This is a genomic window from Chelativorans xinjiangensis, from assembly GCF_009812055.1.
GTDB lineage: Bacteria > Pseudomonadota > Alphaproteobacteria > Rhizobiales > Rhizobiaceae > Chelativorans > Chelativorans xinjiangense.
In genome coordinates, this window is record NZ_WQNH01000002.1 from 105,433 (window position 1) to 121,347 (window position 15,915).

General features: G+C 65.0%; 14 protein-coding genes and 1 tRNA gene. 5 read left to right on the top strand and 10 right to left on the bottom strand.

Annotated features, from left to right (window positions below; genetic code table 11):
• The first annotated feature begins 120 nt into the window (after positions 1–120).
• Complete coding sequence (locus GM910_RS02180; RefSeq protein ID WP_159585857.1) at positions 121–588, top strand: peroxiredoxin; 468 nt, start codon at positions 121–123, stop codon at positions 586–588.
• 82 nt (positions 589–670) lie between these two features.
• Complete coding sequence (locus GM910_RS02185; RefSeq protein WP_159585858.1) at positions 671–1,942, top strand: M23 family metallopeptidase; 1,272 nt, start codon at positions 671–673, stop codon at positions 1,940–1,942.
• 76 nt (positions 1,943–2,018) lie between these two features.
• Here GM910_RS02185 and tig read toward each other — a convergent pair whose 3' ends face one another.
• Both tig and GM910_RS02195 read right to left on the bottom strand, forming a co-directional pair.
• Positions 2,019–3,485: a trigger factor gene (gene tig, locus GM910_RS02190; protein ID WP_159586038.1), complete on the bottom strand. Its 1,467-nt coding sequence runs from the start codon at positions 3,483–3,485 to the stop codon at positions 2,019–2,021.
• An 84-nt stretch (positions 3,486–3,569) separates the two neighbouring features.
• Positions 3,570–3,654: transfer RNA gene (locus GM910_RS02195), tRNA-Leu, on the bottom strand.
• Positions 3,655–3,947: 293 nt separating this feature from the next.
• On the opposite strand from GM910_RS02195, the gene GM910_RS02200 reads away from it, so the two are divergent.
• The gene (locus GM910_RS02200) at positions 3,948–4,088 is read left to right on the top strand and encodes a DUF1127 domain-containing protein (RefSeq protein WP_159586039.1); all 141 of its coding nucleotides are present in this window, start codon (positions 3,948–3,950) and stop codon (positions 4,086–4,088) included.
• A 200-nt stretch (positions 4,089–4,288) separates the two neighbouring features.
• The gene (gene trmFO / locus GM910_RS02205; protein WP_159585859.1) at positions 4,289–5,695 is read left to right on the top strand and encodes a methylenetetrahydrofolate--tRNA-(uracil(54)-C(5))-methyltransferase (FADH(2)-oxidizing) TrmFO; all 1,407 of its coding nucleotides are present in this window, start codon (positions 4,289–4,291) and stop codon (positions 5,693–5,695) included.
• A 5-nt stretch (positions 5,696–5,700) separates the two neighbouring features.
• On the opposite strand, the gene GM910_RS02210 is transcribed toward trmFO, so the two are convergent.
• The 5 genes from GM910_RS02210 to yajC form a co-directional block, all read right to left on the bottom strand.
• Complete coding sequence (locus GM910_RS02210) at positions 5,701–7,467, bottom strand: DUF4153 domain-containing protein (protein ID WP_159585860.1); 1,767 nt, start codon at positions 7,465–7,467, stop codon at positions 5,701–5,703.
• Between the two features lie 84 nt (positions 7,468–7,551).
• Positions 7,552–8,394, bottom strand: a complete 843-nt coding sequence (locus GM910_RS02215) for a phytoene/squalene synthase family protein (protein ID WP_159585861.1) — start codon at positions 8,392–8,394, stop codon at positions 7,552–7,554.
• Between the two features lies 1 nt (position 8,395).
• Entirely contained in the window at positions 8,396–8,785 is a 390-nt protein-coding gene (locus GM910_RS02220; protein ID WP_159585862.1) for an Mth938-like domain-containing protein, read from the bottom strand.
• Positions 8,782–11,337, bottom strand: a complete 2,556-nt coding sequence (gene secDF, locus GM910_RS02225; RefSeq protein ID WP_159585863.1) for a protein translocase subunit SecDF — start codon at positions 11,335–11,337, stop codon at positions 8,782–8,784. The genes GM910_RS02220 and secDF overlap by 4 nt, the downstream gene beginning before the upstream one ends.
• A gap of 50 nt (positions 11,338–11,387) precedes the next feature.
• Positions 11,388–11,729: a preprotein translocase subunit YajC gene (gene yajC, locus GM910_RS02230; RefSeq protein WP_159585864.1), complete on the bottom strand. Its 342-nt coding sequence runs from the start codon at positions 11,727–11,729 to the stop codon at positions 11,388–11,390.
• Positions 11,730–11,943: 214 nt separating this feature from the next.
• Between yajC and GM910_RS02235 the strand changes: the two genes are divergently transcribed.
• Positions 11,944–12,822: an ATP-binding protein gene (locus GM910_RS02235; RefSeq protein ID WP_159585865.1), complete on the top strand. Its 879-nt coding sequence runs from the start codon at positions 11,944–11,946 to the stop codon at positions 12,820–12,822.
• Positions 12,823–13,058: 236 nt separating this feature from the next.
• Here the strand turns inward: GM910_RS02235 and GM910_RS02240 are convergent, their stop codons facing one another.
• The 3 genes from GM910_RS02240 to surE form a co-directional block, all read right to left on the bottom strand.
• Positions 13,059–14,339: a M23 family metallopeptidase gene (locus GM910_RS02240; RefSeq protein WP_159585866.1), complete on the bottom strand. Its 1,281-nt coding sequence runs from the start codon at positions 14,337–14,339 to the stop codon at positions 13,059–13,061.
• A gap of 169 nt (positions 14,340–14,508) precedes the next feature.
• Positions 14,509–15,150: a protein-L-isoaspartate(D-aspartate) O-methyltransferase gene (locus GM910_RS02245; protein WP_159585867.1), complete on the bottom strand. Its 642-nt coding sequence runs from the start codon at positions 15,148–15,150 to the stop codon at positions 14,509–14,511.
• A gap of 5 nt (positions 15,151–15,155) precedes the next feature.
• Entirely contained in the window at positions 15,156–15,914 is a 759-nt protein-coding gene (gene surE / locus GM910_RS02250; protein ID WP_159585868.1) for a 5'/3'-nucleotidase SurE, read from the bottom strand.
• Between the last annotated feature and the right edge of the window lies 1 nt (position 15,915).

Here is a 15,915-nt window from a genome sequence, read left to right on the forward strand (position 1 = left end):
GTTCGGTTGGACGAATCCCCTTAGGCCATTATATCTGTGCACCCGATTCAAGGGGGCCGGCTTGCAGGAAATCCAGATATTTTGTCGGATGCCGGCCTAACGCTAAAGAGAGGTGATTAAATGGCCGGTCTCGACAAAGAAAGCGAAGCCCCCGACTTCGAGCTACCGCGAGACGGCGGCGGAAGCCTGCGGTTGTCGGAGCTGCACGGCAAGCCGGTGGTTCTTTACTTCTATCCCAAGGACGACACCAGCGGCTGCACCGCCCAGGCGATCGATTTTTCCGCCCGCAAAGCAGAATTCGACGCGCTCGGCGTGGCGATCGTCGGCATGTCGCCCGACAGCCAGAAGAGCCACGACAAGTTCAAGGCGAAGCACGGGCTGACGATCGATCTGGTCTCGGACCCGGAAAAGAAGGTTCTGGAGGCCTACGGCGTGTGGGTCGAGAAAAGCATGTATGGCCGCAAGTACATGGGCGTCGAGCGCACCACCTTCCTTATCGCGCCGGACGGACGCGTTGCGCAGGTCTGGCGCAAGGTGAAGGTGCCGGGTCATGTGGACGCGGTGCTGGAGGCGGCGAAGGCACTTTGAAGCCGTCCGGCAAAGCCTTTGTTAACCCTAATGGAGTGTAATCGGCTTCATCGGAATCTTCGATAAATGGACTCTCAGACCGGTGAAGCGGGTACAAGGGGCGGACATATTCCGCGGGCGCAGAAAGCCGACCACGATTATCGTCGCGCGCGGCGACGACATCCGTTATTTCACGGTGCGCCCATGGCTGGCGGCGATTGCCGGCACGGCACTGACGGTCGCGGCAGTGGGCTATCTCTCAGCGACAGCCTATCTGGTGATGCGCGACGACCTCATCGGCTCCACTATGGCGCGCCAGGCACGCCTGCAACAGGCGTATGAGGACCGCATCTCCGCCCTCAGGGCGCAAGTCGACCGCGTCACCAGCCGGCAACTGCTGGACCAGCAACTCATGCAGCGCAAGGTGGGCGAGCTCATCGAACGCCAGGAGCGGCTGAGCGAGCGCCACGGTCAACTCGTTCCTGTTCTGGAGCGCACCGGAGATATCGTCGGCGAGAAAGAGATACCTGTCCCCTCCCCGCGTCCCGACATCCGCGCCGACGCCGATCACGGCGGCTTTCAACTCGACGAGATGGTCACCGGCACGGCCTATGCCGGCGTGATATCATCGCGCATCCCCTGGCCGATCCGCGGCATCGGCCAGGAAACCGAGGTCACACGGGCCGATCGCACATTCGTGGCGATCGATCGGTCGCTGCGCGATATCGAAGCGGAGCAGATCGAACGCGTGGAAACGCTTGCCGAGGAGGCATATCAGACCGCCGAGACGATCGCCGATGCGCTGGGTTCGGCGGGCATCTCCATTGCCGACGGCTATGGAGAGGAAGATGTCGGCGGGCCGCTGATCGCGCCGGCTGCGAATATCGGCTTCGAGGAGAAGGTGCGCGAGCTCGACGAGGCGCTGCAGCGGCTCGATGAGCTGAAACGGACGGCACGGCGCGTCCCCATCGCCAACCCGCTTCCAGGCGCGGCCGTGACCAGCCAGTTCGGCCTGCGGCGCGACCCCATCCTGCGGCGGCCGGCGCATCACTCCGGCGTCGATTTTCGCGCTCCTCGCGGTGCGGCGATCAGAGCCACCGGCGCCGGCACCGTCGTCTCCGCCGGCTGGAACGGTGGCTACGGGCGCATGGTCGAGATCGACCATGGCGGCGGCATCACCACCCGCTACGCCCACCTGAGCAAGATCCTGGTCGAGCCGGGGGATAAGGTGGATGCTGGCGCGGCCGTCGGCCAAGCCGGTAGCAGCGGTCGCTCCACCGGCCCGCACCTGCACTACGAGGTCCGGCACAACGGCACCGCCGTCAACCCGCTGAAATACATCTCCGCCGGACGCCGCATCGTCGAATATCTGTAGGCGAAAAGAAAAGGCCCCCGGCAGGTGACCGAGGGCCTTCCTATCTTCGTTGCGCCGCTGACGACGGACGGCAGGGCTATTCGGCGTCCGCTTTTTTGGCCGCCGCTTTCTTCGGCGCAGCTTTCTTGGGCTCTGCCTTGGTCGCCGCCTTCTTCTTCGGCGCGGCCTTTTTCTCCGCTGCCGGCTTCGGCGTCTCCGCTTCGTCCTCGTCGTCCGCAAGAAGCTCCTCGCGGCTCACCTTCTTGTCGGTGACGTCGATCTTGGTGAGCAGGTGGTCAACCACCTTCTCCTCGAACAACGGAGCGCGGATGCCGGCCAGCGCCTGCGGGTTCTGGCGGTAGAAATCGTAGATCTCCTGCTGCTGGTGCTGCGGATAGCGGCGGATCGATTCGATCAGCGCCCGCTGCATCTCGTCCTCGGCAACCTCGACCTTTGCCTCCTCGCCGATCTGCGCCAGAACGAGGCCGAGCCGCACGCGGCGCTCGGCGAGCGTGCGGTACTCTTCCCGGGCTTCTTCCTCGGTGGTGTCCTCGTCCTCGAAGGTACGGTTCGCCTGCTCCAGATCGCGGGTCACCTGCCCCCAGATGTTGTCGAACTCGGCATCCACCAGCTTCGAGGGCGCCTCGAACTTGTAGGTCTCGTCCAGTGCGTCGAGAAGCTGGCGCTTGGCCTTCTGGCGGGTGACCTGGCCGAACTGGTTCTCGATCTGGCCGCGGATGATCTCGCGCAGCTTGTCGGCCGATTCCAGGCCCAGCTTCTTCGCCAGCTCGTCGTCGATCACCAGCTCTTCGGCCCCTGCCACCTGCTTGACGGTGATGTCGAACTCGGCTTCTTTGCCGGCCAGGTGCTGGGCGGCATATTCGGCGGGGAACGTCACCTTGATGGTCTTCTCATCGCCCGCCTTCAGCCCGACGAGTTGCTCCTCGAAACCGGGGATGAACTGGTTGTGGCCGATCACGAGTTCCGAGTCGGTTGCCGAACCGCCTTCGAACAACTCGCCGTCCACCTTGCCGGCGTAGTCGATGGTGACCTTGTCGTTCTCTTCCGCCTTGCCGTTCTTCGGCTCGTAGGTGCGGACGGAATCGGCCACGCGCTTGACCTGCTCCTCGACCTCCTCCTCCGGCACGTCGTAGACCGGCCGGGTGATCTTGATTTCGGCGAGGTCCCTGATCTCGATCGGCGGAATGATCTCGTAGCTCATGGAGAACTCGAAGTCGGCGGCGCCGGCAAGAACCTTCTCCGCCTCCTTCTCGTCCTCGGTCATGGAGATTTCCGGCTGCATGGCCGGCTTCTCGCCGCGATCCTCGATGATGGACTTGGAAGAATCGGACAGAATCTCGTTGACCACCTCGGCCATGAAGGACTTGCCATACATGCGGCGCAGATGCTGCAACGGCACCTTGCCGGGGCGGAAGCCCTTCAGCCGCACCTTGTTCTTGGCATCCTCCAGCCGCTCCATCAGCCGGGCTTCCATGTCCTTGGCCGGCACGGTGACCTTGATCTCGCGCTTCAGGCCTGAATTGAGTGTCTCGCTAACCTGCATCATAAAACCTTTGTGTTCATTCAGCGCCGCTGCCCGACGGCGTATCACCGCTCAGCCTGCCGAAAGATCTTTTCCGGGGTGGCCTGGTGCGGGTGGAGGGACTTGAACCCCCACGGCTTGCGCCACAGGAACCTAAATCCTGCGTGTCTACCAGTTCCACCACACCCGCTTTCCGAAAGCCGACGCTCCCGAAAGCGCGGGTTCTATATCACCTGCCCTTGGTCTATCAAAGGGAAATTGCCCGAAAAACAGGCTTTTTTGGCTGCCGGGCGGCAACCAGCGCCACGCCCGTCGCAGCCGCCCACACACTCTATATCGTGGCGGCTTCGCGGCGCATTTATGATGCAATGCACAATACGCATTGCTGCTATGCAACATTATCTCTTCCGGTGCGGCGCGAGGCCCCTTATCTGTTGCTCACAAGACGGTTGGACAAACCAGACGAACAAAGTGAGCAAGACGATGAACCTGATCCGCAACTACCGCAACTGGCGCCGCTACCGGCAGACGGTTAACGAACTGAGCCGCCTTTCCTCGCGCGAGCTGAACGACCTCGGCATCGCCCGCGGCGACATCCCCTTCGTGGCGCGCAAGTCGCTCTAACGAACACGAATTTCGCCAGGGTCACCTCCTCCCGACCCTGACGGATGCGACCGGCCTTCACCTCCTCCCGATAGCCGGTCACCAAAACGACACCCGCCGGACCTCCTCCCCCGGCGGGTGTTGTTTTTTTATGCAGTCCCTCCTTTTCCGCACCGCACTTCTCGTTGCATTCGCACCGTCTTCGCCCTATCTCGGACGACATGAAACATGCGCCCATTCACGTGATCGGCGGCGGGCTTGCGGGCTCGGAAGCCGCCTGGCAGGCGGCCGAGACCGGCGTGCCCGTCATCCTGCATGAAATGCGCCCCGTGCGCGGCACGGATGCGCACAAGACGGACGGCCTGGCCGAACTCGTCTGCTCCAATTCCTTCCGTTCCGACGACGCCGAGACCAACGCGGTCGGCCTTTTGCATGCTGAAATGCGGTTAGCCGGCTCGCTGATCATGCGCGCGGGCGACGCCAGCCAAGTGCCGGCCGGCGGTGCGCTCGCGGTCGACCGCGAGGGATTTTCCCAGGCCGTCACGCGTGCCATCGAGGCGCATCCGCTCATTACGGTCGTGCGCGAGGAGGTGGACGGGCTGCCGCCCGCCGAATGGGACCAGGCGATCATCGCCACCGGCCCCCTCACCGCGCCTTCCCTTGCCGAAGCCATCCGGGCGGCCACGGGCGCCGAGGCGCTCGCCTTCTTCGACGCCATCGCGCCGATCGTGCACTTCGAGACGATCGACATGGATGTCTGCTGGTTCCAGTCGCGCTATGACAAGGTCGGCCCCGGCGGCACCGGCAAGGACTACATCAACTGCCCGATGAGCAAGGCCGAGTACGAGGCTTTCGTGCAGGCCCTGCTCGACGGCGAGAAGACCACCTTCAAGGAATGGGAAGGCACGCCCTATTTCGATGGCTGCCTGCCCGTCGAGGTGATGGCCGAGCGAGGGCCAGAGACCCTGCGCCACGGGCCGATGAAGCCGATGGGACTCACCAACGCGCATAAGCCCGACGAAAAACCCTACGCCGTCGTGCAGCTCCGCCAGGACAATGCGCTCGGCACGCTCTACAACATGGTCGGCTTCCAGACGAAGCTGAAATATGGCGAGCAGGTGCGCGTCTTCCGCCTGATCCCCGGGCTGGAGAATGCCGAATTCGCCCGTCTCGGCGGTTTGCACCGCAACACCTATATCAACTCTCCGGCGCTGCTCGACGGCACATTGCAGCTTAAATCGCGGCCGGGCCTGCGCTTCGCCGGTCAGATCACCGGCTGCGAAGGTTATGTGGAAAGCGCTGCGATGGGGCTCGTCGTCGGCCGTTTCGCCGCCGCGGAGCGCCTCGGCCATCCCATCTCGCCGCCCCCGCCGACGACGGCCTTCGGCGCGCTGGTGAACCATATCAGCGGCGGGCACATTCTCGCCGACGACGAACCGGGAAAACGCTCCTTCCAGCCCATGAACGTCAATTTCGGGCTCTTTCCGCCGGTCGAGGTCCCGAGGACGGAAGGAAAGCGCTTGCGCGGCAAGGAGAAGACGTTGGCGAAGAAGCGCGCGATGAGCGCGCGTGCGCTTGCCGACTGCCGCGACTGGCTGGGGATCGCCGCAAGGGCGGCCGCCGAGTAGGCCGCCTACCGCCAGTCCTCCGACCGCAGCAGGATTGCCCCCTGAAAACTGGTCAGTCGCGGCGGATCGCCGAGATCGGCATAAATATAGTTCGGCATCAGCATCATCCTGCGGCCATCCGCATCGACCGGAATCTCCACCGGCCTGCCGGCGCCGTCAAGCCGCGCCATGCCTTCGATATCCTGCCCGGAGATGGGAAAGCGCACGATCTCCTCGCCCGCCATCACGACGAGCGCATTCTCTTCCAAGGTGAAAGAGACCTCGCGTCCCGAGGGCAAGCGCGCGGAAACCGGAGACTCGCTTTCGACAGAGACACTAATGTACTGGATCATCGTGTCGAAGCCCTTCACGGTGAAGACCGCGGTCTCGGGCCCGATATCGAACGAAAAGCCGCGTGGGCCTGAAAAACGGCGCGACGGGTCGAGCCCCCACGCCTTGGCTGTCTCCATATAGGCGTTGTCTGCGTTGGGCGGGATGTCCGTTCCCTCCGGCGCTACACGCGAGAGCGCCTTTTGGCTTTCGAGGAAGGTCAACGCCCCAAGCGCCTGCTCATGGCGCGCGCCCTCTACCGGGGGGTTCTCGACGATCTCGAGAAAGCGGGTGGTCTGGCTCCTGAGCGACAGCCCCAGCGCGCCCTGGGGCCCGAAGCTCACCAGGATAAGGGCCACGACCGGCACGCCAGCGATCACACGGATGTCGCCGCGCATGCGCGGGAAAAGTTGCAGGGCGAGGATAAGGGTGGTGACGGCACCGAAAAGCCCGAGCAGAAAGCGTTCGGGCGTTATGCCGAACTCTCCTACCCTCAAGGCCACCGCGTAGAAGAGAAGCGCCAGCGGCACCGGCAGGAAGAACGGCCACAGGCGCAGGAAGGCCCGTGTCGGCGCGCGCGCCCGGTCGAAGAATGGATTGATGATGATGAGCGTGCCGAAGATGCAAAGGCCGTAGACGAGCACCAGCCAGCCGATCTGCCCCTGCGGCACCTCGCCCGTAACGACGATCTTCAAGGCGTAGAGATGCAGGATCACCGCGTAGAGGATGAGAAGAGGTGCGGCGAGAAAATCGCCGAGCGCGCGCATGCCGCGGTCCATGAAGCCTGTCACCGCCGTGCCCGGCTCCTCGTCGAAGCGGTCGGGCAGCTGCCCCATGGCGAAGAGCGGCGCGGCGAAGAGACCGGTGAAGGCCCACACGTGGCTGTAAAGCTCGTCCGGCACGGCAAGCTCGAACAGAAGCGTCAGGCTGGCGAGGATTGCCGAGATGCCGCCGGCGAGCAAAAGCAGCGCCAGGAGGCCGAGCAAGGCGGCGAAGGCAGCCCGTGCCGAGAACATCCAGAACGCCCCGCTGCCGCCGCGCCCGACGAAGGGAGCGACCGGCACCAGGCCGAGAAGCGCCGGGACCAGCGTCCATTGCAGCACCAGGAAGGTCTGAGGCAGCGCCATCAGCGCGAACGCTACAAGGCCGGCAACCAGCGCCATGGTCGACCTTGCCGGCCTCGAATAGCCCCGCGCCTCACCGAAGAGCGTAGCTGCAAGGGCAGCCAGCGCACCGCTCGCAAAGCCTAAAACCAGATCTGAATCGTCGTTGAAGCGGCCCTGCCCTTCCGAGCCGAACAGGTGGATGTCGGCAATCAGCAGGTGCGCCTGGATGGCGGTGGCCAGTAGAAAGATCGTTGCCAGAGGAAAGCGGAGGACGGCCTCACGCAGGCCGACCAGCATCTCCATGAGCACGGCACGCCAGCCCGTTCCCGCGTTCCTGTCTCCCGCAGACGCAGCCATCCCGAATCTCCCTTCTCATAAAAAAACTAAATGAAACAGCTCCTTGGAGCGAAGAATTCAGGCGGAAATACGGCCAGGAAGGTTTCACCAGCCACGCATGGCGTGGCTCAGAAGCAGCCAGTGGCGGTATAGGGGAGAGATGGCGGCAACGTCTTCCAGCGGGTCGACAGCACCGCTTTCGATACGGTCGAGATAGGCGCCGGCAAGCGCTACGGGCAGATAGGCCGGGCGGAGCGAGCCAGGCAGCGCTCCCGCGCCCTCGCGGAAAGCCGCCAGATGCTCGCGCCCGAGCGCCGCCATGGCTGCCACCGCCCGCGCCGCGCCCTCCCTGTCTTCGCCGGCAACCAGCGCCTCACGCGTGGTGCCGGCCGCCTGCAGCATGTCGAGCGGGATATAGCACTGGCCGCGCCGGCGGTGGATCGGCAGCAGCCGCAGAAGGCCGGCAATCGCCTGTGCGCAGCCGGCGTGGCCGGCGAGCGCCGCCGTCCGTTCCGCCGCATCGGCGTCGAGCACGAGAGCGCAGAGCTGGATCAGCGCCGATGCCGTCTCGCCGCAATAGCCTTCGAGGTCCGTACGGCTCGGCATGGGGTCGTCGTAGAGGTCGAAGATGCGCGCTTCCAGCATGTTCTGGAAGGCGGCGGCCGGCAGGCGATGGGTGCGCACCGTATTAAGAAGAGCGGCCGCCACGGGGTGGCCGCCCGCCGCTTCCGGATCGCCGGCCGCCAGCACGTCTCGCCACCACTGCAGGCGCACCTCGCCGGGAAGCGGCTGGCTGATGCGGTCGCGCACCGCCGCGATTTCGGCATTGAAGGCGTGGAGCGAAAAGAGCGCGCCGCGCCGCGCCGCCGGTGCGTAAAGGGTGGCGAGATACCGGTCGGGATCGGCCTGGCGAACGATCGCAAGTGCTTCGGTTTCGGCCGGGCCCATATCAATCGACGGCGATCAGTGCCGCGGCGACCGCGCGCTCTTCCGCCAGAAGCACGTTGAAGGTGCGCACCGCCGCCCCGGTCGCCATGGTCTCGACGGCCATTCCCGCTTCCTTCAACCTCAAGCGAAGCGCGGGAGGCAGAGACAGAAGCGTCCTGCCGGTACCCACCAGCAGGATTTCGATGGCGTCGGCCTCTGCCAGCGGCCGGGCAAAATCCTCTTCGCGCAGCGCCGCGGCGTCTGCCGCCGACCAGCCGTGAATACCGGAGGGAAGACACAGGATCGAGCCGCGATGCGACATCTCGGCAAAGCGGAAACCGCCATTGCCATAGGCGTCGATCGCGGCGCGGCCTGGAAAGTGGGCCGCGCGGATCTGCATTCCACCGCTCATCCCTTTGCCGCCACCTCGTCGACGCCCTTCTCTTCCTTCGGCGCGGTCTCCGCCACCGAGGGCCGCATCCTGAACAGGATGAGCAGCGGACCGGCGATGAAGATCGACGAGTAGGTGCCGATGACGACGCCGAAGATCATGGCCGCGGTGAAGGAGCGGATGACCTCGCCGCCGAAGGCATAAAGCGCCACCAGCGCCAGAAGCGTCGTCACGGAGGTCATGAGCGTGCGCGACAGCATCTGGTTCATCGACAGGTCGAGCAACTGCGGCAGCGGCATCTTCTTGAAGCGCCTCAAATTCTCGCGCACGCGGTCATAGACCACCACCGTATCGTTCAGCGAATAGCCGACGATCGTCAGGATGGCGGCAATACTCGTGAGGTTGAACTCGATGCCGGTGATGACGAAGAAGCCGATCGTCATGATGACGTCGTGCAGCGTCGCCAAAATCGCACCCACGGCGAACTGCCACTCGAAGCGCAGCCAGATGTAGATCAGGATCGCCAGCAACGACACCAGAACGGCGATGGTGCCGGCGCGTGCAAGTTCACCGGAGACCGTCGGCCCCACCACCTCGACGCGGCGGAAGGTATAGTCGTTCTCGAGTTCGCTTCTCACCTTGGTGATGGCGCTCTGCTCGGCATTTTCGCCGCCGTCCTGCGCCTGGACGCGGATCAGCACCTCGCGCGGGTCGCCGAACTCCTGCACCTGCACCTCGCCGAGATTGAGGCCGGAGAGGCGGCTTCGGATATCGGCAAGGTCAGCATTCCCCTCATGCGCCTGAACCTCGATGCTCGAGCCGCCCTTGAAGTCGATTCCGTAGTTCATGTCGACGGTGACGAAGAGCGCGAGCGCGGCGATGGATGCCGCCGCCGAGAGCGTGAAGGTCATGCGGCGCAGCCACATGAAGCCGATGCTCGTCTCCGTCGGCACGACCTGAAGCGGCATACGCGGCAGCTCTTTCGGCCTGCGCCGCTTCACCCATTCCGCCACCATCCAGCGTGTCAGCGTATAGGCGGAGAAGACGGTAGTGATGATACCGATGGCCAGCGTCACGGCGAAGCCGCGCACCGGACCCGTGCCGAGATAAAAAAGGATGACAGCGGCGATCAGCGTGGTGACGTTGGCATCCACGATGGTACCCAGCGCCTTCGAGAAGCCGGAATCCACCGCCTGGATGATCGACCGGCCGGCCGCCCGTTCCTCGCGTATACGCTCGAAGACGAGCACATTGGAATCGACCGCCATGCCCATCGTCAACACGATGCCGGCAATGCCGGGCAGCGTCAGGGTCGCGCCCAAGCCGGAGAGGATCGCCACGATCATGCAGATATTCGCCACGAGCGCGACAACGGCGAAGATGCCGAGCAGCCCGTAGGTGGCGATCATGAAAACGACGACAAGCGCCGCGCCGATGATTGAGGCGATCTTGCCGGCGTCGATGGAGTCCTGCCCGAGCCCGGGGCCCACCGTGCGCTCCTCGATCACGGTGAGCGTCGCCGGCAATGCGCCGGCGCGCAGAAGCACGGCAAGGTCGTTGGCGGTCTGGACAGTGAAGTTGCCGGATATCTGGCCGCTACCGCCAAGGATCGGCTCGCGGATCTGCGGTGCCGAGATCACCTGCCCGTCGAGGATGATGGCGAAGAGGCGACCGACATTCTCCTGGGTCGCCTGCCCGAAACGGGTGGCACCCCTGGTGTCGAACCGGAAGGAGACGACGGGCTCGTTGGTGCGCTGGTCAAAGGTGGCCTGAGCGTCGACGAGGCTCTCGCCCGAAACGATGACGCGGTCCTCGATGAGGTATGGCACGGGCGGATCGTCCATCGAGTACATCACCGTCGTGCCTGCCGGCGGCCTGCCCTGGATCGCCTCCTGGACGGGCACCGACTGGTCCACCATCTGGAACGTCATCTTGGCCGTTTGGCCGAGGATGTCCTTGAGGCGCTCGGGGTCGTCGAGGCCCGGCACCTGGACGAGCACCCTGTCATCGCCCTGGCGCTGTATGATGGGTTCGGTAGTGCCCAGTTCGTTGACGCGGCGGCCGATCACTTCGATCGACTGCTCGAGCGCCGTGGCCAGACGGTAGCTGATCCCCTCCTCCGTCAGCTCCAGCCGCAGAAGGCCGGGCTCCGGTTCCGTTATCGTCAGTTCGCTGACCGTGCCGGAGCCGAACAGGCCGGAGGCGACGGGCTGCGCCAACTCGTCCAGCGCCTCTCTGGCCGCTTCCACCTCGCTTGCATCGCGGATGCGCACCTGCACCGCCTGCCCGGAGGCGGACAGGCCGGTATAGCCGATGCGTTCGCCACGCAGGAGCCGGCGCACGTCGTCGCGGGTGCTCGTCAGACGCTCGGCGATCAACTCACCGCGGTCGATCTGCAGCAGGATGTGCGAGCCGCCCTGCAGGTCGAGCCCCAGCGTCATGGGCCGCGAGGGCGCCCAGCCCGGCAGCGGGGAGAAGTAGGATTGCGGAAGGACGTTCGGGGCAGCGTAGGCAACGCCGAGCGCCACGGCCAGCCAAATGAGGAACGTCTGCCAGCGCGGGAAATGTAACATGCTGCCTCTTTTCGTTCGGGCCCAGGCCCGGCCTTCCGCCTGCAATAGGGCTATTTCTTGGCGGTCTTCTCAGGCGCCGTCGGCTCGCCCTTGACCCGCACCTCGGCGAGCATGGTGCGCACTGCCGTGACCTTCATGCCGCCGCCCAAATCCACCTCGAGCTCGTTGTCGCCGATGACCTTGGTCACCTTTCCGACAAGGCCACCGCCGGTGACCACCGTGTCGCCCCGGCGCACCGCCGCCAGCATCTCGGTGCGCCTCTTCATCTGCTGGCGCTGCGGCCTGATGATAAGGAAATACATGATCACGAAAATCAGCACGAACGGCAGGATGCTGACGAAAATGTCGGGTGCTCCCGCGCCCGCCTGGGCGTAAGCCGGTGTTACAAGCATGAAAAACTCCTAGAAAATGCGGAAAGGGCCGGAAATGCCCGCCCGTCAAGCTCGCGCGGGAATATAGATGTTCGCACCCCGTTTGCAACTGTCCGCGGCCGGTCTTCCCGCTTTGCTGCCATGCGGCGTCAAGCTTGCAAATCGCGAATGGCTGTGACAGAACCGTACCGTACGGTACTGACCTGTGAACCGACCGCCGGCTCGAAGGGTGATCATGAGCGAAAAGACCATCGAAGCGCTGAACCAGAAGCTGGACCGGCTGATCGACGTCATCTCCCGTATCGCCCCTGCCCGCGCGGACGAGCCGCGCTTCGAGGAAGCAGACTGCTTCGTCTGGCAGGCCGAGAGCGGGTCGCTGATGCCGGTTGGCAAGGTCAACCGCGTCGACCTGTCGCTCATACACGGCGTCGACCGGGTGCGCGACATCCTCACCGACAACACGCGGCGTTTTGCCGCCGGCCTGCCGGCCAACAACGCCCTTCTGTGGGGTGCGCGCGGCATGGGCAAGTCATCGCTGGTCAAGGCGGTGCATGCCGAGGTCAACCGGACGCGGAAGAAGAGTGCCGCGCCCTTGAAGCTTATCGAGATCCACCGCGAGGACATCGAGGGCCTGCCCAGGCTCATGGCCCTGGTGAAGGCGGATGGGCACCGCTTCATCCTGTTCTGCGACGACCTGTCCTTCGACCGGGACGACACGTCTTACAAGTCGCTGAAGGCGGCACTTGAAGGCGGTGTGGAAGGACGCCCGGACAACGTCATCCTCTATGCCACGTCGAACCGTCGCCACCTCCTGCCGCGCGACATGATCGAGAACGAGCGCTCAACGGCCATCAACCCGTCCGAAGCGGTGGAGGAGAAGGTATCCCTGTCGGATCGGTTCGGCCTGTGGCTTGGTTTCCACAAATGCTCGCAGGACGAATATCTCGCCATGATCGAGAGCTACGCGCATTACCACGCGCTGCCGATCGAGGCTGAAGCGCTGCGCGCGGAAGCTCTGGAATGGGCGACCACCCGCGGCAGCCGCTCGGGCCGTGTCGCCTGGCAGTTCATCCAGGACCTGGCTGGCCGGCTGGGAAAGAACCTCAAGGACTGACGGTAGGAGGTGCGCTGCATCCCGCGCCCTCGTGGTTCGTCCTTCGACAAACTCGGGAGGCTCACCATGAGGGCTAGTGTTTACGCCCTTCCTCCAACGGTGCGGCTTGCACCGGCGTCGCCTTGCTTTCACCCTCATGGTGAGCTTGTCGAACCACGAGGGTGAAGGCACGCACTGCGTCCCCACACGATAGTGTTGTCATCGGAGATGGCGCAAAATCCGGGGGGAGACCTTACCTATTCGAGATAGCCCATCGGGTCGACCGGGCTGGTGCCCTGGCGCACCTCGAAATGCAGCTTGGGACTGTCGGCCTCGCCGCTCATGCCCGAGAGCGCGATCTCCTGGCCGCGCTTGACATTGTCGCCGCGCTTTACCTTCAGGTCCGAGGCGTGGCCATAGACCGTCACCAGCCCATCCTCATGGCGCACCAGGACGGTGTTGCCGAAGCCCTTCAGCCCGTCGCCGGAATAGATGACGACGCCGTTCTCCGCCGCCCGCACGGAGGTGCCCTCGGGCACGGCGATATCGATGCCGTCGGTGCTGCCGCCACTGAAATTCGAGACGACGCGGCCGCGTACCGGCCAGCGCAGGCGGCCGACGCCGGTGGAATCGGGCGTCAGCGCGGCAACTTCGGTGGATTCGTCCCCCTTCGCCGCCTTGTCGTCGGAAGGCGGCGTGTAGGTGGAGACCTGGGATTTCTCCTGTTCCTTCTTGGCCGGGGACGCGGCGGCCGTGGTGACCGGATCGGCGGCCTTCGGCTGCTCCCGCTTCGCCGGCGCCGCATTTGCCACCGTCGCGCCGGCGGATGGGCCGGCGGATGGGATTGTCAGTTTCTGGCCGACCTGAATGACGCCGCTGGACAGACCGTTCGCCTGCTTGATGCTTTCGACGCTGGCGCCGGTCTTGCGGGAGATGCCGTAGAGCGTGTCGCCCGAGGCCACCGTGTAGGAGCCGCCGGCCGATGGCGACGTGTTGCCGGTCTGGCCGTTGCTCTTGTCCTGCGGTTTCGGTGCTTGCGGCAGCACGGCCGCCTGGCTGGCCGGCTGCGGCGGATTGGGAGCGGGCTGCTGCTCGCCGCGCGCCTGCTGCGGGCTGGCGGCGGGTACGGAACGTCCTCCCTGCGCGCTCGTCGGCGGGGGCAACGGCTGGGAAGACACGGTTGGCTGGGAAGACACTGGCGGCTGGCTTGCCGCCGGCGCGGAGTAAACCGGCGAGGAGGGGCTGGGAAGTGCTGCCGGCGCGTTGCTGCTCTGCAGTGCACCGCCCACCGGCACTTGCGGACGGACGATCCTTCCGTAACGGGGCTGCTCCCGCCGGCCGGATTGCGTATCGCCGGGGTAAGGCTGATCCGCCTGGGCCACCATGACCGGAGCGTTGCTGCTGGTGGAATTGGTGACGAGGCCGTCGTTCAGGCTGGCGGCGCCCGAGCTGCAGCCGGCGGCGATTCCACCCACCACGAGGACAGCCGCGCCTCGTGCCAGAGTGCTTCGATGTTGTCCTGTGATGCCGAAACGCATGGATACTACCCGCACTTATCCCGTTACTCGAAACAGGGATGATTAAAGCGCGTTAATGTTACTGGCCGGTTAATCCGCTTAGCGCATCGGCCCGAAAACCGGAATCGGTTTTCGGAAAGCACGATGCGTGGATTCAAAGAGATAGCGCGTCCAAAGGACGCGCGGCGCGCTAAAGGGCTTCGGCAACGCCCTTGATCAGCGGCTGCAGGCGCACGGGCTCCAGGTCGGAGCGCTCGAAACGGCTGCCGATCTTCTGGAACCTGGCCATCACCTGCACGTCCTCGGCTGGGCCGACGGGCGCCACCATGATGCCCCCGCTGGTCAGAAGATCGACGAAGCGGCGCGGCGGCTCCTCGAAGGCGGCCCATGCGACGATGCGGTCGAAGGGGCTGTCGGCGACGCCATTCAGGCCGTCCTCCTGACGAACGATGATATTTTCGAGGCCGAATGCCTCGTGGCGCAGATGCGCCTGCTCGACCAGCGTCTTGTAGCGGTCGACGGTCAGCACACGCTCTGCCAGCTTCGCCATCACCGCGGCCGTATAGCCCGACCCCGTTCCGATCTCCAGGACGCGCACGCCCGGTTGGAGGTCCAGCGCGTCGATCACCGCCGCCTGCAGGTCGCAGGCCTCGAGCGTCTCACCGCACTCGATGGGCACCGTGCGGTTCGACCACGTCCATTTCTGCCATTCGGCCGGCACGAAGCCGGCGCGTGGCGTCGCCTCCATCGCCGCAAAAAGCGCGTTCGAGGCGATGCCGCGGGCGCGGCAGCGCAGCATGAATGCGGCAAAGCCCTCGCGTTCGTCGCCCATTGCCGTCACGAAAGCGCCTTCGAAAGCCGTTCGCGCACCTCGTGCGCGGTGAGATCGAGATGCAGCGGCGTGACGGAGATATAGCCGTCGCGCACGGCGGCCTGGTCGCTTCCCTTGCGCACTTCCTCCTCCTTGCGGCCGAAACGCAGCCAGTAGTAGGGAAAGCCCCTGCCGTCCTTGCGCTCGTCGATCCACAGCCCGTGCACGAGCTTGCCCTGGGAGGTGACGATGGTGCCCCTCACCTCCTCGGGCGGACGGTTGGGGAAATTGACGTTGAGAAACACGCCCTTGGGCAGATCGGTGGCGACGAGCTTCTTCAGGAGCGGCGGCGCGACGGCCTCCGTCGTGTCCCACGGGATATAGCGGATATCCTCGGCGAAATCGTAGGCCTGGCTGAGCGCGATCGCGCGGATGCCGAGCAGCGTGCCCTCCATGGCGCCCGCCACGGTGCCGGAGTAGGTGACGTCGTCGGCAAGATTGGTGCCGTTGTTGACGCCGGACAGGATCAGATCCGGCGGCGCATCCATCACCTTGCGCACGCCCATGATGACGCAGTCCGTCGGCGTGCCGCGCAGCGCATAGTGCCGGTCGTCGATCTTGCGCATCCGGAGCGGTTCGGACAGCGACAGCGAATGCGCAAAGCCCGACTGGTCCGTCTCCGGCGCCACCACCCACACATCGTCCGACAGCGTGCGGGCGATGCGCTCCAGGACCTGCAGGCCCTCGGCGTGGATGCCGTCGTCATTGGTCAGAAGAATGCGCAAG

Coding starts and splice junctions, on each gene's coding strand:
- GM910_RS02220 (WP_159585862.1), bottom strand. CDS start 8,785: ATGAGCGGTGGAATGCAGATCCGCGCGGCCCACTTTCCAGGCCGCGCC.
- yajC (WP_159585864.1), bottom strand. CDS start 11,729: ATGCTTGTAACACCGGCTTACGCCCAGGCGGGCGCGGGAGCACCCGAC.
- GM910_RS02235 (WP_159585865.1), top strand. CDS start 11,944: ATGAGCGAAAAGACCATCGAAGCGCTGAACCAGAAGCTGGACCGGCTG.
- GM910_RS02180 (WP_159585857.1), top strand. CDS start 121: ATGGCCGGTCTCGACAAAGAAAGCGAAGCCCCCGACTTCGAGCTACCG.
- GM910_RS02245 (WP_159585867.1), bottom strand. CDS start 15,150: ATGGGCGACGAACGCGAGGGCTTTGCCGCATTCATGCTGCGCTGCCGC.
- trmFO (WP_159585859.1), top strand. CDS start 4,289: ATGAAACATGCGCCCATTCACGTGATCGGCGGCGGGCTTGCGGGCTCG.
- GM910_RS02215 (WP_159585861.1), bottom strand. CDS start 8,394: ATGGGCCCGGCCGAAACCGAAGCACTTGCGATCGTTCGCCAGGCCGAT.
- tig (WP_159586038.1), bottom strand. CDS start 3,485: ATGCAGGTTAGCGAGACACTCAATTCAGGCCTGAAGCGCGAGATCAAG.
- secDF (WP_159585863.1), bottom strand. CDS start 11,337: ATGTTACATTTCCCGCGCTGGCAGACGTTCCTCATTTGGCTGGCCGTG.
- GM910_RS02240 (WP_159585866.1), bottom strand. CDS start 14,339: ATGCGTTTCGGCATCACAGGACAACATCGAAGCACTCTGGCACGAGGC.
- GM910_RS02200 (WP_159586039.1), top strand. CDS start 3,948: ATGAACCTGATCCGCAACTACCGCAACTGGCGCCGCTACCGGCAGACG.
- GM910_RS02210 (WP_159585860.1), bottom strand. CDS start 7,467: ATGGCTGCGTCTGCGGGAGACAGGAACGCGGGAACGGGCTGGCGTGCC.